The organism is Candidatus Paceibacterota bacterium (assembly GCA_035452965.1).
In the GTDB taxonomy this organism is placed as follows: domain Bacteria; phylum Verrucomicrobiota; class Verrucomicrobiia; order Limisphaerales; family UBA8199; genus UBA8199.
On sequence record DAOTCE010000018.1, the window covers coordinates 26,511 to 49,974 of the forward strand.

General features: G+C 62.4%; 18 protein-coding genes. 11 read left to right on the forward strand and 7 right to left on the reverse strand.

What is annotated here, in order from left to right:
• Position 1: 1 nt before the first annotated feature.
• Positions 2 to 703: a response regulator gene (locus P5205_14015; GenBank protein HSA11477.1), complete on the forward strand. Its 702-nt coding sequence runs from the start codon at positions 2 to 4 to the stop codon at positions 701 to 703.
• Here the strand turns inward: P5205_14015 and P5205_14020 are convergent.
• From P5205_14020 to P5205_14035, 4 genes are all read right to left on the reverse strand, one after another.
• Positions 673 to 3,735, reverse strand: a complete 3,063-nt coding sequence (locus P5205_14020; GenBank protein ID HSA11478.1) for a CusA/CzcA family heavy metal efflux RND transporter — start codon at positions 3,733 to 3,735, stop codon at positions 673 to 675. The two genes, P5205_14015 and P5205_14020, sit on opposite strands and share 31 nt — an antisense overlap.
• A 180-nt stretch (positions 3,736 to 3,915) precedes the next feature.
• Positions 3,916 to 5,439, reverse strand: a complete 1,524-nt coding sequence (locus P5205_14025; GenBank protein ID HSA11479.1) for an efflux RND transporter periplasmic adaptor subunit — start codon at positions 5,437 to 5,439, stop codon at positions 3,916 to 3,918.
• A 13-nt stretch (positions 5,440 to 5,452) separates the two neighbouring features.
• Positions 5,453 to 6,769: a TolC family protein gene (locus P5205_14030; GenBank protein HSA11480.1), complete on the reverse strand. Its 1,317-nt coding sequence runs from the start codon at positions 6,767 to 6,769 to the stop codon at positions 5,453 to 5,455.
• Between the two features lie 91 nt (positions 6,770 to 6,860).
• The gene (locus tag P5205_14035; GenBank protein ID HSA11481.1) at positions 6,861 to 7,259 is read right to left on the reverse strand and encodes a hypothetical protein; all 399 of its coding nucleotides are present in this window, start codon (positions 7,257 to 7,259) and stop codon (positions 6,861 to 6,863) included.
• Positions 7,260 to 7,353: 94 nt separating this feature from the next.
• Between P5205_14035 and fabD the strand changes: the two genes are divergently transcribed.
• The 4 genes from fabD to fabF all read left to right on the forward strand — a co-directional run bounded on the left by fabD (position 7,354) and on the right by fabF (position 10,732).
• A complete protein-coding gene (fabD, locus tag P5205_14040) occupies positions 7,354 to 8,286 on the forward strand; it encodes an ACP S-malonyltransferase (protein HSA11482.1) in 933 nt (310 codons plus the stop codon).
• Positions 8,287 to 8,342: 56 nt separating this feature from the next.
• Positions 8,343 to 9,086, forward strand: coding sequence for a 3-oxoacyl-[acyl-carrier-protein] reductase (gene fabG / locus P5205_14045; protein HSA11483.1), 744 nt, complete (start codon positions 8,343 to 8,345; stop codon positions 9,084 to 9,086).
• 75 nt (positions 9,087 to 9,161) lie between these two features.
• Positions 9,162 to 9,407 (forward strand): acyl carrier protein, encoded by a 246-nt coding sequence (gene acpP, locus P5205_14050; GenBank protein HSA11484.1) that lies wholly within the window; start codon positions 9,162 to 9,164, stop codon positions 9,405 to 9,407.
• Between the two features lie 65 nt (positions 9,408 to 9,472).
• Positions 9,473 to 10,732, forward strand: a complete 1,260-nt coding sequence (fabF, locus tag P5205_14055) for a beta-ketoacyl-ACP synthase II (GenBank protein HSA11485.1) — start codon at positions 9,473 to 9,475, stop codon at positions 10,730 to 10,732.
• 213 nt (positions 10,733 to 10,945) lie between these two features.
• On the opposite strand, the gene hrpB is transcribed toward fabF, so the two are convergent.
• Positions 10,946 to 13,492: an ATP-dependent helicase HrpB gene (gene hrpB, locus P5205_14060; protein HSA11486.1), complete on the reverse strand. Its 2,547-nt coding sequence runs from the start codon at positions 13,490 to 13,492 to the stop codon at positions 10,946 to 10,948.
• An 88-nt stretch (positions 13,493 to 13,580) separates the two neighbouring features.
• Here hrpB and P5205_14065 point away from each other — a divergent pair, with 88 nt between their 5' ends.
• The 6 genes from P5205_14065 (at position 13,581) to P5205_14090 (ending at position 18,304) form a co-directional block, all read left to right on the forward strand.
• The gene (locus P5205_14065; protein HSA11487.1) at positions 13,581 to 13,994 is read left to right on the forward strand and encodes a hypothetical protein; all 414 of its coding nucleotides are present in this window, start codon (positions 13,581 to 13,583) and stop codon (positions 13,992 to 13,994) included.
• An 832-nt stretch (positions 13,995 to 14,826) separates the two neighbouring features.
• On the forward strand, positions 14,827 to 15,303 hold the full coding sequence (gene ispF, locus P5205_14070; protein ID HSA11488.1) for a 2-C-methyl-D-erythritol 2,4-cyclodiphosphate synthase: 477 nt from the start codon (positions 14,827 to 14,829) through the stop codon (positions 15,301 to 15,303).
• 56 nt (positions 15,304 to 15,359) lie between these two features.
• Complete coding sequence (locus tag P5205_14075) at positions 15,360 to 15,632, forward strand: hypothetical protein (protein HSA11489.1); 273 nt, start codon at positions 15,360 to 15,362, stop codon at positions 15,630 to 15,632.
• 74 nt (positions 15,633 to 15,706) lie between these two features.
• Positions 15,707 to 16,507 (forward strand): gamma-glutamyl-gamma-aminobutyrate hydrolase family protein, encoded by an 801-nt coding sequence (locus tag P5205_14080; protein ID HSA11490.1) that lies wholly within the window; start codon positions 15,707 to 15,709, stop codon positions 16,505 to 16,507.
• Entirely contained in the window at positions 16,482 to 17,849 is a 1,368-nt protein-coding gene (locus tag P5205_14085; GenBank protein ID HSA11491.1) for a sigma-54 dependent transcriptional regulator, read from the forward strand. The genes P5205_14080 and P5205_14085 overlap by 26 nt, the downstream gene beginning before the upstream one ends.
• Positions 17,849 to 18,304, forward strand: a complete 456-nt coding sequence (locus P5205_14090) for a response regulator (GenBank protein ID HSA11492.1) — start codon at positions 17,849 to 17,851, stop codon at positions 18,302 to 18,304. Before P5205_14085 ends, P5205_14090 begins: the two co-directional genes overlap by 1 nt.
• 48 nt (positions 18,305 to 18,352) lie before the next feature.
• Here the strand turns inward: P5205_14090 and P5205_14095 are convergent, their stop codons facing one another.
• Together P5205_14095 and P5205_14100 are read right to left on the reverse strand one after the other, a co-directional pair.
• On the reverse strand, positions 18,353 to 19,288 hold the full coding sequence (locus P5205_14095) for a complex I NDUFA9 subunit family protein (protein HSA11493.1): 936 nt from the start codon (positions 19,286 to 19,288) through the stop codon (positions 18,353 to 18,355).
• A 367-nt stretch (positions 19,289 to 19,655) separates the two neighbouring features.
• Complete coding sequence (locus P5205_14100; protein ID HSA11494.1) at positions 19,656 to 23,108, reverse strand: FAD-dependent oxidoreductase; 3,453 nt, start codon at positions 23,106 to 23,108, stop codon at positions 19,656 to 19,658.
• Between the last annotated feature and the right edge of the window lie 356 nt (positions 23,109 to 23,464).

Consider the following 23,464-nt stretch of genomic DNA (forward strand, 5'->3'; position numbering starts at 1 on the left):
CATGTCCACTGCGCCCCAACCCCTGGCTCTGGTCATTGACGACGAACTCCAGATGCGCCGGCTGCTGCGCGTCTGCCTCGAGGCCAACGGCTACCGCGTCGCCGAGGCCGCCACCGGCCAGGACGGCATCGCCCACGCGGCCCAACGCCCGCCCGACGTGGTGATCCTCGACTTGGGCCTGCCGGACATGGATGGCGTGGCCGTGCTCAAGCGCCTGCGCGAGTGGAGCCGCGTGCCGGTGGTCGTTCTGTCCGTCCGCGACCGCGAGGAGGACAAGATCGCGGCGCTCGACAACGGGGCCGATGACTACGTCACCAAGCCGTTCGGCTCGGGCGAGCTCCTGGCCCGGCTGCGGGTCGCCCAGCGCCACGCCCAGCCGGGCGCCCAGGACAGCCTCTTCCGCACCGGCCGCCTCGAGGTGGACCTGGCTGCCCGCGTGGTGAAACTCAGCGGCAGGGAAATCCGCCTCACGGCCACTGAATACTCCCTGCTCCGCCTCTTCATCCAGCACGCCGGCAAAGTCCTGACGCACCGCCACCTGCTTCGGGAAGTCTGGGGCCCCAACGCGGTGGAGCAAACACACTACCTGCGTGTCTACATCGCCCACCTCCGCGACAAGCTTGAAACCGATCCCTCTCAGCCCCGGCTCATCCTCACGGAGCCGGGCGTCGGCTACCGCCTCCTGGACGAGCCCAGCGTATAGAGCACCGGCAGCAGCACCAGCGTCAGCAACGTGTTGCTCAGCACACCCCCAATCACCACCGTCGCCAGCGGGCGCTGGACCTCCCCGCCCACGCCGACGTTTATCGCCATGGGGATGAACCCCACCGCCGCCACCAGCGCCGTCATCAGCACCGGACGCAACCGCGCCAGGCAGCCCTCGCGCACCGCGACATCCAGCGCGGCCCCCGCGTCCAGCCGTTGTTTGATGAAGGTGACCAGAACCAGCCCGTTGAGGATCGCCACACCGCTGAGGGCCACAAAGCCGACTGCGGCGCTGACTGTGAACGGCATGTCCCGCAGCCACAAAGCCGCCAGCCCGCCGACCGCTCCGAGCGGTATGCCCGTCGCCACCAGCAACACGTCGCGCAACGTTCCCAGGCTGAAGTAGAGCAGCACCAGTATCAGCCCCAGCGCCAGCGGCACTACGAACCGCAGCCGGGCGCTGGCCCGCTCCATGTTCTCGAACTGCCCGCCCCACTCGATGGTGTAGCCTTCCGGCAGCTTCACGCGCTCCGCGATCGCCCGCTGCGCTTCCGCCACGAACCCACCCACATCCCGGCCTCTCACGTTGCACTGCACCGTGATCCGGCGCTTGCCCCATTCCCGGTTGATCGTGGCCGGGCCCTCCGTTTCCACCACCTGCGCCGCGCGGTTCAGCGGCAGCACCGAGCCCGTGGCCGTCGGGATCAGCGTGTTGGCGAGCGCCTCGGGGTCGGTCCTCTGACGGTCCGGCAGCCGCACCACCAGCGGCACGCGGCGCTGCCCTTCGCGGACTTCGCCCACCTTCTTGGTTCCGACCGCTTCCACCACGTTGAGCACGTTGCGCACCGGCACGCCGTAGCGCTCGGTCGCCCGCGGGTCCACCCGCACCTGCAACACCGGCTGCCCGACAAGCTGTTCCCCGGTCACCTCGCTCCGGCCCGGGATCTCCTCCAGCACGTGCTGAACCTGGTCCGACAGCACGCGCAGGGTCTCCAGGTCGTCGCCGGATATCTTGATGCCGATGTCGGAACGGATTCCGGCCACCAGTTCGTTCATGCGCATCTCGATTGGCTGGCTGAACGCCACGCGCATCCCGGGAATTCGCGCAAACAGCTTCTGCATCTCTGCGACCAACTCCCCCTGCGTGCGCGCCTTCTTCCACTCCCGCCGTGGCTTGAGCGCCAGGAAGAAGTCCGACAGCTCGATTCCCATCGGGTCCGTCGCAATCTCGGCGCTCCCCAGCCGCGTCCAGATGTTGGCGATCTCGTCCTTGAACTCCGCCAGCAGCAGTTTCTCGATCCGGTCGTTCACGGCGACTGCCTCCTCCACCGAGACCCCGGCCACCCGCACCGTGGTGCCTACGATGGCGCCCTCGCCCAGCTTCGGCAGGAACTCGCGGCCGATCCGGGTCGCCAGGAAGGCGCCGGCGGCTAGCAGGCCCAGCGCCACGGCGATCACAAACCCGCGACGGCGCAGCGCGAAATCGAGCACCGGGACGTAGAGGCGCCCAGCGGTGCGCACCAGCCAGGGCTCGCGCTCCTTCATCCCGCGCCGCAACAGCAGGCTCGCCAGGACGGGCATGAGCACCAGCGACAATACCAGCGAGCCCAGCAGCGCGAAGATCATCGTCAGGGCCATGGGGCGGAACATCTTCCCCTCAATGCCCTCCAGGGTCAGGATGGGCAGGAAGACAATCAAGATGATCAGCTCGCCGTAGAGGGTCGGCTTCCGCACCTCGACCGCGGCGTCCCGGATGACCTCGAGCCAGGGCTTGTCCTTGTGGCGCGCCGCATGGCGGACGCAATTCTCCACCATGATGACCGAGCTGTCCACGATCAGGCCGAAGTCAATCGCGCCCAGGCTCAACAGGCTCGCGGCGATGCCAGCCTGCAACATGAAGTTGCCCGCGAAGAGCATCGAGAGGGGGATGGCCGTGGCCACGATCAATCCCGCACGCAGGCTCCCGAGGAAGGCAAACAGAACCGCGATCACCAGCAGCGCACCTGCCAGCAGGTTTTCCATCACGGTGTGGATCACCTTGTCCACCAGTTCCGTGCGGTCATACCAAACCTCCACCTTCACATCCGCGGGCAGCGTCTTCTGCACCTCGGCCAGCTTCGCTTTGAGCGCGCGCGTTACCACGTGGCTGTTCTCCCCCATGAGCATGAATCCCAGCCCCAGCACGATCTCGCCCCGGCCCGCGCCCGTCACCGCCCCGCGCCGTATCTCGTGGTCCACCCGCACCGTCCCCACGTCATGCACATGCACCGGCACGCCGTCATGCGCGGCGATGACGATGTCGGCGATCTCCTGCGCGTTGGTCGTCAGCCCGATCCCCTGCACCAGTAGCGCTTCCCCCGCCCGTACCACCTGCCCCCCGCCCACGTTCTGGTTGTTGGCTTCCAGCGCGTCGAAGAGTTGCTCGAAGGTCAGGCCGTGTTTCACCAGCAGCTCCGGCTCCACCACGACGTGGTACTGCTTTTCGAAACCGCCCCAACTGTTGATCTCGGCCACGCCCGGCACCTTCCGCAGCTCCGGTTTGATCACCCAGTCCTGCAATTCTCGCAGCTCGGTCAACGTTCGGTTGGTGTCGTCCGACCGCACCACGTAATGCAGCACCTCGCCCAGCCCTGTCGCAATCGGGCCAAGCTGCGGCCGCTCGATCCCCGCCGGCAGCTCCACGCTCTGCAGCCGCTCGGTGATGAGCTGCCGTGCCCGGTAGATGCTCGTGTCATCGTGAAACGTCGCCGTCACCTGCGAGAGCCCGAACTTGGATATGGAACGGACGTTTTGGAGTCCCGGCAGCCCGCTGATGGCCAGCTCGACGGGGATGGTCACCTGCTGCTCCACTTCTTCCGGGCTAAGCGCCGGCATGCTCGCGTTGATTTGTACCTGCACCGGGGTGGTGTCCGGAAAGGCGTCAATCGGCAGTCGGCTCAGGGATTGGCCCCCGACGACCACCAGCGCCACCGCCAGCACGCACACCAGCAGCCGGTTCTTGAGTGAGGTTTGAACAATCCAGCTAAGCATGGTTGTCCCCCTGATTCAGAACACCGCTCAGCAGTTGGTCGCCTGCCCCCTCACCCGCCCTAAAGGGCATCCTCTCTCCCTCGGAGCGAGATGGAGTGAGTAGGCCGTTCGTGCTGTCGAGTCTCATGGAAAGGGCCACGATGAGGGGATAGCGTGCCTTCAGTTGCGTGGTCATTCTCCTTAGTGCGCGCAGCCCGCGCCCATGCGTGAGCTCAGCCACTGCGACTTGAGTGCAAACCCCCGATTCACTACTACCTTTTCCCCGGGCTTCAGCCCCTCCAGAACCTCCTGCCGCCCCTCGAACTTGACCCCAATCGCCACCGCCCGGGCCTCGTACAGGTCATCCTCCAGCTTCACGAACACGAACGGTTTGCCCTCGACGGCGCAAATGGCCGAGCTGGGCAGCAGCACCGCGTCCTCCGCCGTCCCCGCCAGGATGCGTGCCTTGGCGAACATTCGCGCGCGCAACACCCCTTCCGGGTTGGGTATTTCTGCGCGCGCCCGCGCCATCCGGCTCCGCTCGTCAACCTCCGCGGCAATCCACGTCAGCTTCCCCTCGAAAGTCCGCCCCGGCAGCCCCTCGACGCGCAGTTCGACTGCCTGCCCCACCTTCACCCGCGCCAGCGCCGCCTCGGGTATGTTCAGCATTGCCCACATCGTCGAGCGGTCCGCCAGCATGAACAGGGACTTCCCTGTCTCCACCAACGCTCCGCGCACCGCGCTGCGTTCCACAATCTCCCCTCCGAAGGGGGCGCGCACTTCTACCAGCACCTGCTCCTGGGGCTTCTGCCCCAGCAGGTTAATCTGCTCCTCGGTGAACCCCAGCATCCGCAGTTGCTGGCACGCCGCCCGGTGCTCCGCCTCGGCTTGCTGTAGGTCTCGCTCCGACGATACCCTGTCCGCTCGTAGCTTCTGCTCGCGATCGAGCGTCTGGTGGCTCAGGACCGCCTTGGCCACCGCCTCCGCGATCGCCGCCGACCAGATCCTCGCCACGGTCTGCTTCTCTTCCACCCTGGCGCCCAGGTCCACGTCCACCGATTGCAGGATGCCCCCCACCGGCGCCGCGACCTGCGCCAACCGGTTCTGGTTGAACGCCAGCTCGGCGTAGCATTCGATGCTCTCCGCGATTTGCCCCACGGTTGCCGGGGCCAACTCGACCCCGACAATGCCCGCCGAATCCGCCGCCGGCAGCCGCACCATTGTCCCTTCACCCGGTTTGAGATTCCCGGCCATTTCGGGGTGGCAGATGCCGCATTCCGCCTCAGGCACGCCATGCTCCGCACACATGAGGGCCGCGTCAGCCGCCGTGGTTGGTCCGACTTTACCCTTCAACTCGGGCCGGCAGAGAAAGCACTCGTCCTCGTAAAGGAAGTGCTCCTCGCAGTAAGCGCGATTCTTGTCTTGCGCCTCGGGATGACAGCCCCAGCAGCGATCCTCATAACGGCCGTGCTCGTTGCACCAGGGCCGGGCCTTGTCCCGCAGGCTGGCGTCGCAGATGAAGCACAGCGCTTTAGGGGCGCCGTGGGCGGCACATTTGGACCCTGCCGCAAGCGCCTTGGCGTTGGCAGAGGCATGCGCCTGAGCGTGGTTGTGGCCTGCGTGGTCATGGTGTCCGTCGGGCTCGCCTTGCTTGGAGCAACCCGTTAGCAGCGCTACTGCGGTCGCGAGCACCGCACCGATTAACCCGGGAATACTGGTCATCATACGTCCTTTCATCTTACTTGGGTTGGTTCTGAGCGCTGTAGCTCGCGCCGGGTTTGCCCGGCACCCGCGCCAGCAGCGCCTCCACGTCCGCCTGTGCGACGTTCAGCTCCAGCAACTTCCGCTGGTAGGCTAGCCGCACCTCGGCGGCTGTCCGCTGCGTGTCCAGCAGGTCAATGAAGCCGAACTTCCCTTCCTCGAAGCCGCGGCGCACCAGCCGCAACGCCTCCTCGCCCCGGGGCAGAATCCGGTCGCGGTAATTGGCTGCCTGCTCGGCGGCGGTGCGCAGCCGTCGGCTCGCGATGCCCCACTCCTGGAGCAACCGCTGCTCGGTCGCCGCCAGCTCCGCATCCGCGCCCACCACGTTGGCCTGCGCCTCCATCCGCCTGCCTTTGGAACGGTCAATGAGCGGCACCGGCACGCTGAGGCTGAATTGAACAATCGAACCCCCGTTGCCCGAGTCCTCACCCCCTGCCGCTCCCAGCGTCACGTCCGGATATGGCTCCAGCCTCGCCCGTCGCACCTCCGTCTCCGCCCGTTGTTTGCCGGCCCGCGCTGCCGCGACTTCGGGATGCCGCGCCAGCCAGTGTGCCGGCTTCTCCTTCAGCAGCCCCAAATCCACCATTTCGGCCAGCGTCCCCGACAGGGAGGCTTCCCTCAGGTCGGGCCGCCCCAGGAGGTGGGCCAGCTTCTCGCGCGCCATCTCCTCCTCCCGCTCAAAGCCCAGCAACTCCGTCCGGGCCTGCTCCAGCGTGATCTCCGCTCGCAACTGCTCTTGGTCCGCCGCCGCCCCGGCGTCCACCCGCTTCCGCGCCGTCGCCGCCGACGATTCCGCCACTGACACCAATTCCCGCGCCACTTCCACCTGCCGCCTCGTCGCCAGCACCTCATAGAATGCCGCCTTGACTTCCCGCACCAGCTCGACTCGCCGTAGTTCATATGTCGCTTCGCTTGTCCGGACCCCCAGTCTGCCGATCTGCCCGTCGAGCTTCTTCTTGCCGGGAAATGGGAGCGTCTGTGCCATTCCCACCAGCTTCTTGGCATCCGTGAAACCACCACCACCACTCGCCGGCCAATCCTCCGCGCTCAACTCCAGCTCGGGATTGGGCCAGAGCTTCGACTGGTAGGCGCGTCCGGCGGCGCTGCCGATGTGGCTGCCCGCGGCGCGAAGCTGCGGGTTGCTGGTTAGCGCTAGTCCGATGGCGTCCTTCAGCGTTAGGACATTGGTGCCCGATCCGGACTGAGTTTCCTGGCTCATTACCGACAGCGCGCTCGCGCTTCCCAGCGCCACCGCCAGGAGCAGTGGCCATTCACATCCGTTCTTTCGTTTCATAGACAGACAATTTGGGTTCAAACCTCAAAACGGGAAAACCGTGCGGCGTGAGGTAACGCCACACCTGCAGAAAAGTCCCCCTGGGGACGGTTCAGGAAACGAGAGAGGGCGCGCGGGGTGGTCGGGCTGCGCGTTGAGAGACGTGCCAAAGCCGGACAAGCTCCGGCGGCGAGGGCGAGGTGCTCACGACGGAAATTGAGGCGTTCGCCCGGTAGTCTTCCGGTAACGGAAGCAGCCAGGTGACCAGCGCGAACAACGGTTTTGCCTGCACCGGTTGCAGCCTGACGTGAATGTAGAAGCCGGATTCCACCGCTCCGCAACCGTCGCCGGCGCATTCGTTCTCATGGTGCGCCGGGCTCTGCGCGGCATCCGCGTGTTGGCAGCAGGACAAGAACTCGAAGCCCGTCAGCAACTCCAGCCGGCAGTGTTGGCCCGCCACGACCCACAGGGTCGCAATCAAAGTGACCAGCACTAATCGCCAGAGCCGCATTGAACCTAATAAAGCGCCGCCGGGGCCAAAAGTCCAATCAATTGTGATCTCTGCTTTCCTCTTGGCCGTTTTTCGTGTTTAGTCGCGGCCGATTATGAGCAAGACCGCGTTGTTATTTGCAGGGCAGGGCGCACAAGTCGTGGGCATGGGGCACAACCTGGCGCAGGTAAGCCCCGCGGCCAGAGCGTGGTTTGACCGCGCTAACGCCGCACTCGGCTACGACTTGGCCTCCGTATGCTTCGATGGGCCGGAGCCAGAGCTGACCAAGACCGAGAACGCGCAGCCGGGGATCTTCCTGGTAAGCTGGGTGGCGTTTGAGTTGCTCAAGGAACGCGTTCCAGAACTGACTTTCCAGGCTGCTGCGGGCTTGTCCCTCGGTGAGTTTACCGCGCTGACCGCAGCGGGCGCGATGAATTTCGAAGACGGCTTGAGGATTGTGCGTCAGCGCGGAAAGTTCATGCAGGAGGCCTGCGAAGCCACCCGCGGCGGCATGGCGGCCGTGATCGGTTTGGACGAAGGGCCGACGCGCGAGGTCTGCGCTCAAGCGGGCGTTGCGCTCGCGAACCTGAACTGCCCCGGTCAAATCGTAATTTCAGGAGCCGCAGATCAGATCGCGCGAGCCTGCGAACTGGCCAAAGCTAAAGGCGCCAAGCGGGCTTTACCGCTCCCCGTGGCTGGCGCATATCATTCCCCGCTCATGGCCAGCGCGCAGCCGAAATTGGAGGCTGAGCTGGTGCAAGTTGCTCTGGCTGCGCCTGTCGTTCCGGTCATCGCCAATGTTACAGCGGGACCCCACGGGGGGCCCGAGGCCATCCGTGCCCGATTAGTCGAGCAGGTCACTTCGTCCGTGCGTTGGGAGGATTCCATGCGGTATCTGGTTGGTCAGGGGTGCACGCGCTTCATCGAACTCGGACCGGGAAAAGCCTTGAGCGGCTTCCTCAAACGCATTGACAAAACCGTGCAAATCTTCAACGTCGAAGACCTTGCGAGTCTGGAAACAACCATCCAGGCTCTCCGGGCGGCATGAAATCTCAAAACCTGAATTGACAACCGCCCGCGGATAGCAGACAAGACACAGGATTTATGAACGAACTAGCCAGTCAAGTAGCGGTGGTGACCGGTGCCGGCCGTGGCATTGGCCAGGCCATTGCCTTGAAACTCGCCAGTGCTGGCGCGGACCTCGCCTGCGTGGATTTGCAGCTCGAGTTCTGCGCTGAGACAGTGCAAAAGGTGCAGGCGCTTGGCCGCAAAGCCTGGGCCTTTGCCGCCAACGTATCCGACGCGACCAGCGTGGAAACCGCCACCGACCAGATCCTGACTGCCGCCGGAAAGGCTGACATCCTCGTGAATAACGCTGGCATCACAAGGGACGGATTGATTATGCGCATGAGCGAGGCGGACTGGGACGCGGTGCTGGACATTAATCTGAAGGGTACATTCCTGGTCACCAAGGCCTTCTCCCGCAGCTTTCTGAAGCAGCGTTCGGGCCGTATTATCAATATCGCATCCGTTATCGGTCTCATCGGCAACGCTGGCCAGTGCAATTATGGGGCCAGCAAGGCAGGGGTGATCGGTTTTACCAAGTCGGCCGCCCGCGAGTTGGCGAGCCGGGGTGTTACCGTCAACGCCATCGCGCCGGGCTTCATCGAGACCGCCATGACCGCCAAGATTAGCCCCGAAGCGCGCGAGACGCTCTTGAAACAAATTCCGCTGGGCAGTCTGGGCCAGCCGGAAGATATCGCCGACGCTGTTCTGTTCCTGGCCGGCCCCGGCGCCCGCTATATCACCGGCCAAGTCCTGCCAGTGGACGGCGGGATGGCAATGTAAATTTCTTCGATTCGGGCTTGACGCCTCCCATAACCTAACTTAGACACACTGCAAAAATTACAACCGGAGCAAATCATGGCTGAGAAAACTATTGAGCAACGAGTTAAGGATATCATTGTCGAGCAGTTGGGCGTGAACGCTGACCAGGTCACTCCCGACGCCAAGTTCATCGAGGACCTCGGGGCGGATTCGCTCGACACCGTGGAATTGGTCATGGCGCTGGAAGAAGAATTTGGCAGCGAGATTCCTGACGAACAGGCGGAGAAACTCCAAAGCGTGGGCGATGTGATCAAATACATCGAAGACCTCCAGCAGAAGTAATCGTGAGTTAAGCACCTCCGGGGCGGCTTGGACTGGTATCAGCTTGGGCTGCCCCGTTTGACTTTATGGCTAGCAACTGGACCGAGCGACGAGTTGTCATTACCGGGTTGGGAGTGGTGACTCCATTGGGTCATGAACTCGGCACCTTTTGGCAAAACATCCTCGCCGGGCGGTGTGGTATCAGCAAGATCACTCGCTTCGATCCCTCAGAGTACGACAGCCAAATTGCTGCGGAAGTAAGAGACTTCGATCCCAATCCTGCGCTGCCGTCACCCAAAGAAGTCCGCCGAACGGATCGTTTCTCTCAATTCGGTGTGTATGCCGCTTGGCAGGCATTACGCGACTCGGGCCTGGACCTCGACCGCGTAAACCGCGACGAGATCGGCGTGTTTATCGGCTCTGGCATCGGCGGGCTGCAGACTGTGTCTGAGCAATGCAAGGTTCTGCTGGAACGCGGGCCGGACCGGCTGTCGGCCTTCATGATTCCTATGCTCATCTCGAACATGGCCTCGGGCCTGTTCTCGATGTACTACAGGCTCAGGGGCCCTAATTTCGCTACTTGCTCGGCTTGCGCCACCTCCAACCACGCCCTTGGCGAGGCGTGGCGGACCATCAAGATGGGGGACGCGCAGGTCATGTTCGCCGGTGGCGCTGAGGCTACCATCGTTCCCATCGGTATTGGCGGGTTCTGTGCCATGAAGGCGCTCAGCACTCGCAACGACGATCCCGTGCACGCCTCCCGGCCGTTCGACAAGGAGCGTGATGGCTTTGTCATGGGCGAGGGGGCTGGCATGCTCGTCCTCGAAGAACTGGAGCATGCCAGGAAGCGCGGCGCCAGAATCTACTGTGAGCTCGCCGGCTACGGCAATACCGCGGACGCCCATCACGTCACTGCCCCCACACCAGGGGGCGAAGGTGCCGCCCGCTGCATGCAAATGGCCCTCCGCAACGGCAACCTGCGACCCGAGGACATCTCCTACATAAACGCCCACGGCACCTCCACTCCCCAGGGTGACATCGCAGAAACGCAAGCCATTAAGGCCGTCTTTGGCCAGCACGCTCGCAAACTCGCCGTCAGCTCGACAAAAGGGGCAACCGGCCACATGCTGGGCGCCGCCGGTGCAGTTGAGATGATCGTCTGCACCAAAGTAATTGAGACCAGCATTGTACCGCCGACCATCAATTACACGGTGCCCGATCCCGATTGCGATCTGGACTACGTCCCCAACACTGCCCGCCAGATGAAGGTCGAGGCCATTCTCAATAACTCGTTCGGGTTTGGTGGCCACAACGCCAGCCTCCTGGCGAAGAAGTTCAACGGCTGAGGGTACCCAGTTCCCGACGTCGGGCCGAATGTGCGCCGCTTCAATGCCCGGGCGGGTCTTGAACCAACCTCCTGCTTTACCGTGCTCTCCGACGCTGGGGGGCTTCTCCAAGGCATGCTGTGACGTGGGAACGGGGAGCGGGCTGAGTTGAATGGCTCAAGACGCATTCTCTCATGCTGGGCAATGGTACGGGAGAGAGGATTTGCGCCACGGTCAGCGCCATTCGTGCTTGGGATACTTGCGCCGCAGTTCCTGTTTGATCTTCGGATAATGCTCGCGCCAAAAGCCGCGGAGATCTTGGGTGATTTGCACAGGGCGATTGTTCGGGGCAAGGATGTGCAACAGCACCGGCACACGGCCCATCGCGATCAAGGGAGTAGTGTTCACCCCAAAGAGTTGCTGGATGCGCAGGGCAATGTGGGGCAGTTTACCCGGCTCATACACGACCTTCGCGGGGCGACCATTGGAGAGGGCGAGGCGTTCAGGGGCGTGTTTGACCACTAGCGCCTGCTGGGCGGACGTAAGCCAGCTGTGCACGATGGACTTGATCGGTTTGTCTTTGAGGTCCTTGCCGGTGAAGGAACCATGGCAAACCTGCTCGACCAAGTGACGACGTTCCTCTTGGCCGATGTGGGGGAGGGTGAGTTCCGGGCACCATTGGCTGAGCAGGTTGAGGCGGAGAATCCATTGCTCGACGGTCTCGTCCCAGTCCTTGAGGATGAGCCGGCCAGCAAGCACTTCATCGGTCAGCAAGCCGGCGGCGGCGTCTGCAGGAGGCGATTCGACACGACGAGTGCCAATGGCCAGGTCACGAAAGCGAACCTGTTCCTCTGCCAATACACGTCGAGTGTTTGCATCGTAGTAGACTCGTTGCGCAGCTGAGAGGTCGTCAGGAAACAGCTCTCGCAGCCATTCCTCTTCTATCGCGGTCGCCAGGCTTAGAAGCGTCTGCACCCCCTTGTCATTACCTCCTACCTCGCGAACCTCGGCGGCAACGAACAACTGATTCTGCCGGACCATGCTTTCGCGAGCCAGCGTCCCGCGCCGGCCATGGACCAGCTCGCAGCGCAGCGTCCCAGAGTCCAAGCGGCGGGCCACGCGGTCGCTGAAGCCAATCAGAATGCATTTATGCAAGGCAGTGTTGGAGACTTGGCGCTGCGTGGTGTCGAGGCCTTCACGGCGCGCGATCTCGAGGAACTGCTCGAATAGCGGACCAACCTGCCGTGCGGTGGCAGCATGCACGCCAAGTTGGCGGCAGGTTTCGGGACGGAAGTCGCTGGCGTAAGTGTGTCGCCAGACGCGCATGAGGAGCAAAAAGTCGCTGGCGGAATTTTCGCCAACCAAGTCTTCGCGGTGGCGAATCGTTTCGGAATCCACGTTTCGCAAGAGCAGATCCCGGCCCTGGGTCAGCGCGGCCAGCAAGCACGCCTGCCAGACGCAACCGTAGTGCTGTGCGGCAAGCAACATGCGTGCATAACGTGGGTGGAGCGGGAAGGCCAGCATCTTCCGGCCTATGGGGGTAAGGGAGAGTTTATGGTGGGTAGACTTTAGGGCGCCCAGATCGGTCAAAATTACTTCGGCGTGAGCCAAAGCTTGCGGTTCAGGGGTGTCGAACCAGCGGAAGCTGCGCAGGTTTTCGATACCGGCGGCTTTCAAGGTCAGGACCACTTCAGCGAGGTCCAGCCGCTTGATTTCAGGCAGTTCTTGCGCTACGCGATGCGAATGCTCCTCCCGCGACCAGAGGCGTAGGCAGGTGCCCGGCGAAGTGCGACCCGCACGGCCCGCGCGCTGGTCGGCGGCAGCGCGGCTGATCTTGTCGACCAGAAGTGTGTTGATGCCACGATATGGATCGTATCGCGGGATTCGGGCCAGCCCGCTATCTATTACGCATCGGATGCCGTCAATGGTCAGAGAGGTCTCCGCTACGTTGGTGGCAACAACGACTTTGCGCTGCTCATAGCGGGCGATGGCGGCGTCCTGGTCATGCGCAGATAGTTCCCCATGCAGCGGCAGCAACCGGAAGTCGCGGGCCTCGTTGCAACGGCGGATGGCCTCAATCGTCTGCGCAATCTCGAAGCTGCCCGGCATGAATACCAGCACATCGCCCGGGCCGCCCGAGCGGACGAAGTCCACAAACGTTGCTGCCGCCTGCTCCCACACTGGACGCTTGTCAAGGTAAGCGGGTTTAACCGCGTATTCTATCTCGACCGGGTATGTGCGTCCCTGCGATTCGAGGAGTTGACACGGCTCCATGTAATGCTCCAACCGCGCAGTATCGAGAGTTGCCGACATCACGAGAATCTTCAGGTCGGGCCGCTCGGTTTCCTGCAGGTCCAGGGCCCGGGCCAGAGTCACATCGCCATAGAGGTGGCGTTCGTGAAACTCGTCGAAGATGAGCGCCGCAACCCCTCGCAACCGTGGATCCTGGATCATCTGCCGCAACAGCAGACCCTCGGTAACGAAACGAATGCGGGTGTCGGTGCTGGTGACGTTTTCGAAACGTATCTGGTAGCCGACGTCGCAGCCGAGTTTGCAGTTGCGCTCCCAGGCAACCCGCGCTGCCAGCAGCCGTGCAGCCAGTCGCCGCGGTTGAAGGATCACAACCTGGCCCGCCCCGAGTAAGCCATGATCCAGCAGCATCTGCGGGACTTGGGTAGACTTGCCTGAGCCAGTGGGTGCGGACACGATCAGCCTGCGGGTCTCCCGAAGTTTGGCCACTAGCGGTCGCTCGATCTCGTAAATTGGCAGTCGTTCCGCCATTGGAAGCGCATCCTAAAGGGTATTCCCCGATTTTGAAAGGCGCCCTCCTGTCCTACCCGGCCGGAACTGTCGCTTTGGGCACTGAATTTTGAACGAAATCGCCATGGCGGGACTCAAAATGCGTGACGGCTTGAATGAAGTTGGCTTTTCCGACTGTCTGGTTGGAGGAGCGAGGCCGTTTGCGGACCGCCGGCTAAACGGTGGCTTGGGTAGTGATAACATGTTCATGCGACCAAGTATTGATGCTTCGGGAAAACCCTTTGATGCGGCAACCGTTGAAGCGGTATGGAGCAAAGCGACCCCCAGTGGCGACCATCCGCCGCTGAGGGTTGATTCCTATGGTGCTTTGATCTGGAAAGAAGGTTACGGGAACACGAACAGTAAGCTGGGCTGGGAGATTGGATACCTTACACCGCCGGCCAAGGGGGGGAGCTACGAGCTGGAGAACCTTCAGCCGATGCAATGGGAGAACAGCCGACTCAACGGTCACGGTGGGTTCTGACCGGACTGCCCCGCTGAACCACTCAGACCGTCAGGCTCACCGAGCAACGTTTCGCTCACTGCGGGCTCTTTTTCGGTTCATCATGGGTTTCCGGGGACTGCCAACGGTGGTTTGTACCCGCACGACTCGGATGGCCTCCCGGCCTTCGCCAAACCAACACTGTCCAAATTTGGGACAGTGATCCTGCCTGTCAGCCTTCTCAAATCCCCGCTGATCCCTGCACCTTTGGCCTGTGATTACGGTGTCTAACCTGTGCTGCTACGGTGTGGTTCCCATGGGGGTCGACCCCCATGGGAACCACACCGTAGCCTGACCGCACTGACAAGCCATCCTCCAGCCAAACGTAAGCCAACGCCGGCGCGCGGCCAACGCAGCAGTGCGAACGCCCGTTCGGCGGTAGTGCAGGTGGCAAGAAGGGGAGTCCGAGAAGGCGGATTGCCACCGGCATTCCCCGGAAATCCGCGAAGAACCACTTTCTCACCATGAAACTGTGTAGGGCATTTGACTACGCCAGATTCCGTATTTTTCCAGGCTAGGCGGAATCCCCTCTTTGAGCATAATCTGCCCTAGAAGTAAATGGAGCAAAGTGATGGGACACGAGCGCAGCCTAACTAAGCTGCGCTGTTATCTTGTGGGTTGGGGCGAGGCGGCTCAGGTTGAAAGCTGGGCCGCCTTTGTCTTGTCTGACTAAAAGTCCGTCTTGGACGTTAGTGTTGCTCCTGTAGATCAATCCTCCGAAAGGTATCGGATAGAATGCAGAGAAGAGCGGGAGCGGCCCAACTACCCGCAAAACTCCTTGGCCAAGCCGGAACCCAACCCTATAATGCATCGCATGGTTCATGTTGGTATCGGCTACGACGTGCACGCCTTGGTGGAGGGGCGAAAACTTATTCTGGGCGGCGTCGAGATTCCACATTCCAAGGGATTGGAAGGGCACTCAGATGCCGACGTATTAATGCACGCGATCTGCGACGCCATTCTGGGTGCGATGGGCGAGGCGGACATTGGTCATTACTTCCCCAACACGGACGCTCGCTGGAAGGGCGCGCAGAGCCGCATCTTTCTGAATGAGGCGGCGCGGTTGGTCGGGCTGCGGGACGGCAAGATTATCAACGTGGATGCTACAGTAATCGCGCAAGCACCCAAACTCTTCCCGCATATACATGAAATGAAGGTCCATATCGCCGGGGCGCTCGACCTGAACCTCCGGCGCGTCGGGATTAAGGCAACAACCAATGAGTGTCTTGGTTTTCTCGGCCGGGAAGAGGGCATAGCGGCCATGGCGGTGGCCAGTGTGGATTTGCCGTGAGTCGGTTGCTTTTCGCAACAAGGATTCAGCGGCCCGGTTCGGTTTGAACGAACATTATGGCCAAGGCGGAAATCAGTTGGCGACGTGTTACCCCGGAGGGTGTCCGACTTCAGATCTATGCCCGGCACGTAGGCCGGGAATGGCGCTTCTTCGCTCGTGAACGCCGGTATGACCTGTGGCAAGCGGTTTCAAATCCCCCGTTGGAGGATTGGATGGCGCTGCTCGACGCGGTAAGGCGCCGCATCAATCGCCGACTTCTCCGGCCTGAGGAGGAAGCGCGCGTGAAGCAGTCCATCCGCGAACGATTCCCCGAGGGCAATCCTGGATAGTGGCAGATGACCATACGGGTGTGCCCCAGTTTCCGCCTGACAGACCGCGTCCTCTATTCCCACAATCCCCGGACATGAGCAAACCACCACTGATCCTCATCTCACCGAGCGTCGAAAGGAAGGGAGACGAATTCGGCGATCTCTCGGTCTGCCTTTCGGAGACTTACCAGCGCGCGTTGATGGGCGTTGGGTGCCTGCCGCTTGCTTTACCTGCCTTGGCTTCCCGGGAACTGATCGCCGAAGGCGTGCGCCACTGTGACGGCGTCCTGCTGACGGGCGGTGATGACGTGGACCCGCGCCTTTACGGGAAGGCATTGCCGCGTCGTTTGCGGCAGAAGGTGACCTTGACGCCGGACGGCGGGGCGCGGGATTGGCGCGAGGTGGTTCTGATTGACGAAGTTTTCCGGCAGCGCAAACCGCTGCTGGCTATTTGCCGAGGCCAGCAAATCCTGAATGTGGCCCTGGGCGGCACACTTCTGGCAGATATTCCCAGTCTAAGGCCCGGCGCGATCAACCATCGGCGGCACGATCGGCGCAGTAAAATAGTGCACGAAGTCTTGTTGACACCGGCTTCATTACTGGCCAAGATTACAGCCGGGCTCAGGCTGGGTGTGAATAGCACACATCACCAGGCTGTTGCACGGGTGGCTGGTCCGTTGATGGTGGCTGGCGTTAGCGGTGACGGGATCATCGAGGCTTTGGAGTTAAAGCCGGGCGCAGCCGAGATACTGCCGTTCCTGTTGAGCGTGCAGTTTCATCCGGAGCGGTTGGTGGACCGGCACCCGGAACATCAGGCGATATTCGGAGCTTTCGCACAGGCCTGCGGCCGTAAAGGCAAACACTACTTATATGAAGGGCAAGATTCTGATTGTTGATGACGATGCGGGCTACCGCAAGACGCTGACCGGATTCCTGGAGGTTGACCACGAGGTCTCCGAGGCAGAGAGTGGCGCGGCGTTGAAGAAGGCCTTGGATCTGGACCAGCCAGACGTGGTGCTGCTGGATGTGGACCTCAAGGATGCCAACGGTCTTGAAATGCTGCCCTCGGTCAAGAAGCGCTGGCCCGAAACCGAAGTTATTGTACTGACCGGGGCGCCAAAGAATGACGCGGAGGCCGTGTCCTGGGCGGTCGCGGCCACCAAGCGAGGCGCATTCAATTTCATACGTCGATCAGGTGATCGGTTCGACGGCGGCAAGCTGCTCGCGGATGTCTCCAACGCCCTGGAGGCCCGCCGTCACACCGAGGAAACCAGCATGTTGCGACGCGCCCTTGAGACCATGAGCGGCAGCGCCTCGCCGGTGTTTCACAGCGCTGTTATGCGCGAGGTGGTCCGGACGATCGAGCGCATCGCCCCCAGCGATGTGGCTGTGCTCATTACGGGCGAGAGCGGAACTGGCAAGGAGGTCATTGCCGACCTCCTCCACACCTTCAGCCCGCGCAGCAAGGGCAGGATCATCAAGATCAATTGCGCCGCCTTGCCGCGTGAGCTTATCGAGAGTGAGCTGTTCGGTTCGGTCAAGGGCGCTTACACTGGCGCGCATGCGGACCGCGAGGGTTTATTCCGGTTGGCCGAAGGGGGCACATTGCTGCTGGACGAGATCTCCGAGATGCCCATAGACACGCAGAGCAAGTTGCTGCGCGTGTTGCAGGACCAGGAAGTGCGCCCTGTAGGTGGCAAGACATCTTATAAGACCAACTGCCGCCTGGTTGCTTCCACCAACCGCAAGACGCGCGAGGCGATCGACGAAGGCAAGCTGCGCGAAGACCTGTTTTACCGCATCAGCGCCATTTCGGTCCATCTCCCGCCACTGCGCGAGCGGCGTGAGGACATCATGCCACTGGCCAATGCATTCCTGAAACGGTTCTCCGCCCAGGCCAATCGGGTCATCAAGGGTTTCACCCCCAGCGCAACGGAGCGGCTCACTGCTTTTGATTGGCCGGGCAACATCCGGCAGTTGCAGAACGAAGTGCAGCGCGCAGTGCTCCTGTCTGAAGGCAACGAGGTGGATGCGGCAGACTTGTCCATCAGTACCGTCAGGTCGGGTGGGGAGGATGCCCCCGACACCAACTTTACACTGCTGGAAGGCGTGGAGCGCAACGCAATTGTCCAGATGCTCCAGGAAACGGGCGGTAACAAGCTCGAAACCGCCAAACGGCTTGGCATCGGTCGCCAGACCCTCTACAACAAGATCAAGGCTTACGGAATTGACGTCTGATGGCCTCGTCAGGCGCAGCTTCTTCAAGCCAGGCCGCAAAGGGCAAGGTCCTCATCGTTGATGATGAGGAAGGCATGCGTGACTTGCTCAAGACTATCCTCGAAAGCGACTACCACATTTCCGAGGCGGATTGCGGCGCAGCCCTGCTCCGCGCCCTGGACCTTGATCAGCCTGATGTGGTGCTCCTCGATATGAAGCTGCCCGACGCCAACGGACTTGGTTTGCTGCCGGCCATCAAGCAGCGATGGCCGGCGACCGAGGTCATTGTGCTCACTGGCCAGCCAAACGACAGCGGAACTGCAGGCTGGGCTAACGAGGCGGTCAATCGTGGCGCCTTTGGCCTGATGTCGAAATCAGCGGGGTTCGATTTCCGGAAGCTGTTGGATGGCATCGGCCTCGCCGTGGCGCGCCGCCAACAGGCCCGGGAAGCCAGCGAATTGTCTGTCGGCGACTAAGAGTTGCCGCGCGGCACAAGGGCGCTGCGCATCCAGCCACTTCTCCCCTCACCTCTCACGCACCGGGTCCGCCACCGCGAGATAGCTCGCTATTCCCAAGCCCAGCGGCACATGTTTGAGCCTAAGTAGTTCGTTGGCCAGTTGGGGGTCCCCCACGTTGTCCTCCTGCAACATGATAAGCTGGTCACGGCTAAAGGGGGGTGGTTTTCGCAGCAGGCGCCGGAACATGAATTCCATGGCGGCGGCTTGGCAACGCGCAAGGCTGAGCGGCACTTGGAGCTTGAACCGTTTCCGGTGCAGCACAGCCAGAACCTGTTCCACGATCTCCGAGAGCGTCAAACTTTCCGGGCCACACAGGTCATAAGTCTGGCCGGCGGACTTGGGTTCGTCGAGTGACGTGACGAATGCCGCCGCCACGGCCTCGACGGACACGGGCTGAAACCGGGCGCGCGGGTTGCCCAGCAGCGGCACGACCGGTGAGAGATGGGCGATCCTCGCAAACAGGTTGATAAACTGGTCCCGGGGACCGTAGATTAGCGAGGGTCTGAATATAGTGAACAGTAATCCGCTGCGCCGGACCAGTTCCTCGGCGGCCCATTTGCTCTGATGATAGCGCGCAGCGGCAGTGGGTCGGGTGCCCAGCGCGCTCATGTGGATGAAGCGCCGTACCCCGGCTTGCTGCGCCACAGTCAGGATATTCCGCGTGCCGTCCGTATGGACGCGCTCGAACGTGTAATCGCCGACCTCGGCAATGATGCCCACCAGGTGGACTACGGCCTCCATTCCGCTCAATGCGTTACCTAGCGAGCCGGCCTCCAGCACATTGCCGACATAAACCTCGGCACCCCAGCGTGAAACCGCTTCCTGCACCGACGGAGAACTGCGGTGGCGGGCGAGGATGCGGATTGAGTGCCCCGCCTCATGAAGCCGCCGGACAATCTCACGGCCAACGAACCCTGTTGCTCCGGTCACGAAGACATTCATAACCAGGTGGAGCAGGGCGCAGGTTCACCGTGCACCAGGCTGCGCAAGAAAGTGGGATGTTCTCGGAGCGGCGCTTCACTGGAATGGGTTGGAGGTGCCTCGAATTGCCTGCCCGTCCTGTTCATGACCTAAACAATGCACGAAAACCTCCGTCTTGCACGAACGAATTGCAGTTGCGGGAAGCTGACTTGCTTCCAACACAACCTCTGCCGCCTTCACGGGAAGCTTCCTCTTACTAAAGTCGAGTCGGGAGCCTGAAACGTGTAGACTAAGGTCAGTGGCCGCCTTTCCGGGGCTTTCGCCCTGTTTGTTCCACCCTGTGGGCCCGATCTCGTTCCCCAGCGACCCCGCCAGCTGTCCTGCGCGGCTACTCCACCGGCCCAGTGGCGGTCTTCAGAACGGCCTTGGCGTGGCGCGCATAGTGGCCATGCAGATCGCGCGAGTATTCGCGCAGGGTCTCTGCGCCCAGGCCCTCATAGTCGCCGCACCGAAATAGCGCACGCGCCAGGTAGAGTTCCTTCAGCGCCTGGTTGCGGATAGAGGTGTCCGTTCTGGTGGGTGGATTGGCCTCCTCCAGGGCGGTATCGATGGTTGTCACAGCGTGGCCGCCAAGTCCGGGCTTGCGGAGCAGTTTGGCCAACGGCTGGGCGGCAGACTTGTCTGCCAGCGCCTCAAGGGCCATCGCAACCGCGCGGAAGTGCGAGAATTCGCTGTTCGCATCGAGTTGGCTGGCCTTCTCCAAAATCGGCTTAAGGCCTGCCAGCGACCGGGTGCGGCCCAGTGCGATGAGGTGGCTGTCGAGCGGGCTCATGCAAGGTCCGAACTGCCCCATGCCGGTGTAGCGCCAGCCCTTGTCCCACTGTCTCGCCCTGACGGCATCGGCCAGAACTTGAGCACCCGCCCCGTCGCCCATCATGCCGAGAATGTGCGCATAGACCAGCCGGTCCTTCTCGGGCGCGGTGGCCAAGGCCTGGCGCAGGAGCGGTTGGGCGATGTCGAATTGGGCCAGCACGATTTCCAGGCCGTCGTAGTCGTTGGCCACCCGGCGCACGGCTTCGGCGACCCGTTCCTGCGGCAGCGGGAAGTTGTCTGTTTCCCGGAGGATGCTCTCGGGCAGGTTGCCGACGGCGACGAGATGCTTCTGTAGTTCTTTGATATCGAGTGCCCGCGTGGCGCCGCCTTTTTTCGCGGTCCAAGCCGCGGCAACGCCGGCGGCGTAGCCCTGGTTCTCAACGTCGGGTTGCATGCGAATGCACGGCAACGCGTCGCGGTGAGCGCTGACGCCGAGCCCGGTGACGATCACCCCATCCAACCCGCGTGGCAACAGACAGCGCCAGGGCACTCGCACATCAATGTCATCGCGGTGGGGCGGCCGGATCATGAACAGGGGATGAATGATGTAACCGTGAGAGTCAAAGTTGCTCCGCGCGATCACGATCGTGTCCGGGAAGGTGCGTTGCAGCACCATGTCCATTGGTGAGAAGAAGAAGTCGCCCAGAATCTGTCGTCGTTCGCGGGTGTCCACTAACTGGCCGAGGTCGTATGCGTCCTGGAACTTCATCCTGGCGGTTACCAGGACGCGCCAGACATCGAATATATCCGTGTCATCCACAAAGGTGTAGTCGGTGTTGACGTATTTCTGGCCCAGATCACGTGGTGGGAGGCCCGCGCCCTGGACCGCCACATCGGTGTCATCCGTGTAACGACAGATGGCGCCGGCGGCTGCGGCAATGTCGGCATTGCCTGTGGAATCCACGACGGTTTTGGCCAGGACGATGCCCCGCCCCTGCGGTGTGAGCACGACCACGCCGATGACCTTCTGCCCATCCATGACCACTCCCTGGCCGAGCACGCCGCACCAAATATCCACTCCGGCTTTCCGCAACTCGCTGCGATACCATTCGCTCTTGTGCTCGGGATTCCACCTTTTCTCACGCGTGGTATCTCCGTATGCCGCGACGCCTTTGCTCACTTCGGTCGAGAAGCCCACGCAGTTGCCATGATAGTACATGGCGATATAACCCATCGTTCCAACGCCTCCCAGTCCGTGCAAATACTCGATCAGCAAGGTTCGCGCGCCCTGTCGTCCCGCGGCAATCCCGGCGGGCGCTCCACCGGTTCCTCCGCCGACCACCACTACATCGTATTCACCCAGGACCGGGACTCCGTAGGTGCTTTCCGTCAGGCGCGTTCCCTCTGCCCGATGGTTTTGCTCGATAGCAACCTCACGGATGACCCCACGCCGCGTTGACGTGGAGGCTTTGCCGGCGACGCGGATGCCTTCAAGTTTTGGCGTCCTGGCCGCCAGCGCCGCCGCGGCCTGGCCAATGCGGGCGCCTAGCGCCATCTGGTTGACGGGACGCAACAGTGCCGCCGCGGTTTCCCGGGACACATCCGCGCAGCCGCCCAGGACATATATCCTCTCCTCCTTCTTGGGCTGGAGACATTCCAATGGCACTTTCTCCGCCCCTGGCCATCTTCCGGCGAACGAACCCTGGCCGCGGAAATGGTCCGGCGGCACTTGGAACAGTACTTCGGAGCTATCCACGGCTTTCGGCGACCAAGTCAGGTCCCGCGCAAGCTGTTCCGCCTCGGCGAAGGCGCCGAAAGCGGCGCCGCGCATCGGCACCTGAATCTCATACTCGTGCACCGGGAAGACCTCGCCTTTCTGGTCGGTGATTGCCAGGGGCGTCGCACTTTGCCGTACGCGCAACCCCTTGCCTTCGCGCGGGGCGCCGCCGACAACGATCCGGGTGAATTTCTGCAAGCCCGCCGGATACTCCGTGAATGCCGCCCCGGCTATGCGCGCTACATTAGCGCGCTCGGTGGCATCAATGATTACCTTGGCAACCACCGCCTGCCTGCCGGATCGGGTCGAAATGATGACCCCGGCCGGCTTCCCCGCGGCATCCCGCAGGAGTTCAGTGGCGTAACACCAGTAGAGGAAGGGCACCTTGGCTTTGATAAGCGCCTGGTCCAAAGTGCGTTTCACCTGCATGGGAGTAACAAACGCGGCGGTTTGCTGCGGTCCCGCAGCAGGTTTGCCGGCCGCCGGGCCTTCCACAACAATCTCCCCCAGCAGGAGTCGGCCGGCTTCAGGACTGCGCTGCACCTGGAGCTTTAGACAGCGGGCCTTGGCACGGATTTCACCTGAAAGGATGAGGGCGTTCCATTCGAACGTGCCATCGCCAGCCTTCGTGTTGGTGATCACGCCCGCCGGAGACCAGTTCTGACCGTCGCTGCCCACGGACACCATTACGCGCGCCACCTCAAATTGCCCCGGGCGCTGATACGCCATCAGGTGAACTCTGCCGATCTCCTGTTCCGAACCCAAATCAAGCATCAGGGCGACGTCGCTGTCATACTGGACGCTTTGGCGGGAGGCGCTCTGCCAATCCCTATCGTTCAAGAGTGACTCGGGCTTGGTATCAGGATGCCTTTCTGCAGAGGGCTGGCTGGCGGAGTACTTGAAAGGCAGGCCGGGGCCGATCGGCGCGGGTGGGGGGGGGCCAGGCTTGAATACCTCACGCGCCAACTCTGTGGACGGCGTTTCACCGGGTTCGAGCCACAGCCGGTAGGTCGCGCACAGGTCCTCGCCCAGGTACGGTCGCGGAGCGGCCAGGAACACATTTGCCCCGGCTTTGGCGGCCTCCACTGCCGCCCCGACACCGCCGGATCCGCCACCGACAACGACCACATCCACCTCGTGCAGGACCGGGATCAATCCGGCGGGTTGGGCTATATCGTCAGCTACGGCAAGCTGTGCCAGGAGAACGGCGAATCCTGGCAGGAGATTTCGGATTGGTGGTAACTGCATCATAGGAACACTGGGCTGCATGGTAGCATATAGAGCGGGACTGTCGAGGTGCATGCAACTCAATCAGGAGGCGAAGATTTGGACTCCTGCGAATTTGCGGGTAATGCCAACGACCTTTCGTCCTTGGGGCCAGCTCCGCCCGCACTGCCTCGGCGCCATCAACTGCGGGGTTGGCGGGCCTATCGGGTGAGACTACGGTGTGGTTCCCATGGGGAGCGATCCCCATGGGAACCACACAGGGTACACCCGTGATTGTCGCAGGGTTAACACGGGCCTTCGCGGCTGGACTGACTGTGGTTGCAGGGCCTCTTGGACGCCTCTTTTCCGGTTTGCACGTCAAGGCAGGGATCCTCAGTGCC

Excerpts from the sequence above, each read along its gene's own strand:
- P5205_14015 (HSA11477.1), top strand. The coding sequence starts at position 2 with ATGTCCACTGCGCCCCAACCCCTGGCTCTGGTCATTGACGACGAACTC.
- P5205_14020 (HSA11478.1), bottom strand. The coding sequence starts at position 3,735 with ATGCTTAGCTGGATTGTTCAAACCTCACTCAAGAACCGGCTGCTGGTG.
- P5205_14025 (HSA11479.1), bottom strand. The coding sequence starts at position 5,439 with ATGATGACCAGTATTCCCGGGTTAATCGGTGCGGTGCTCGCGACCGCA.
- P5205_14030 (HSA11480.1), bottom strand. The coding sequence starts at position 6,769 with ATGAAACGAAAGAACGGATGTGAATGGCCACTGCTCCTGGCGGTGGCG.
- P5205_14035 (HSA11481.1), bottom strand. The coding sequence starts at position 7,259 with ATGCGGCTCTGGCGATTAGTGCTGGTCACTTTGATTGCGACCCTGTGG.
- fabD (HSA11482.1), top strand. The coding sequence starts at position 7,354 with ATGAGCAAGACCGCGTTGTTATTTGCAGGGCAGGGCGCACAAGTCGTG.
- fabG (HSA11483.1), top strand. The coding sequence starts at position 8,343 with ATGAACGAACTAGCCAGTCAAGTAGCGGTGGTGACCGGTGCCGGCCGT.
- acpP (HSA11484.1), top strand. The coding sequence starts at position 9,162 with ATGGCTGAGAAAACTATTGAGCAACGAGTTAAGGATATCATTGTCGAG.
- fabF (HSA11485.1), top strand. The coding sequence starts at position 9,473 with ATGGCTAGCAACTGGACCGAGCGACGAGTTGTCATTACCGGGTTGGGA.
- hrpB (HSA11486.1), bottom strand. The coding sequence starts at position 13,492 with ATGGCGGAACGACTGCCAATTTACGAGATCGAGCGACCGCTAGTGGCC.
- ispF (HSA11488.1), top strand. The coding sequence starts at position 14,827 with ATGGTTCATGTTGGTATCGGCTACGACGTGCACGCCTTGGTGGAGGGG.
- P5205_14075 (HSA11489.1), top strand. The coding sequence starts at position 15,360 with ATGGCCAAGGCGGAAATCAGTTGGCGACGTGTTACCCCGGAGGGTGTC.
- P5205_14080 (HSA11490.1), top strand. The coding sequence starts at position 15,707 with ATGAGCAAACCACCACTGATCCTCATCTCACCGAGCGTCGAAAGGAAG.
- P5205_14085 (HSA11491.1), top strand. The coding sequence starts at position 16,482 with ATGAAGGGCAAGATTCTGATTGTTGATGACGATGCGGGCTACCGCAAG.
- P5205_14090 (HSA11492.1), top strand. The coding sequence starts at position 17,849 with ATGGCCTCGTCAGGCGCAGCTTCTTCAAGCCAGGCCGCAAAGGGCAAG.
- P5205_14095 (HSA11493.1), bottom strand. The coding sequence starts at position 19,288 with ATGAATGTCTTCGTGACCGGAGCAACAGGGTTCGTTGGCCGTGAGATT.
- P5205_14100 (HSA11494.1), bottom strand. The coding sequence starts at position 23,108 with ATGATGCAGTTACCACCAATCCGAAATCTCCTGCCAGGATTCGCCGTT.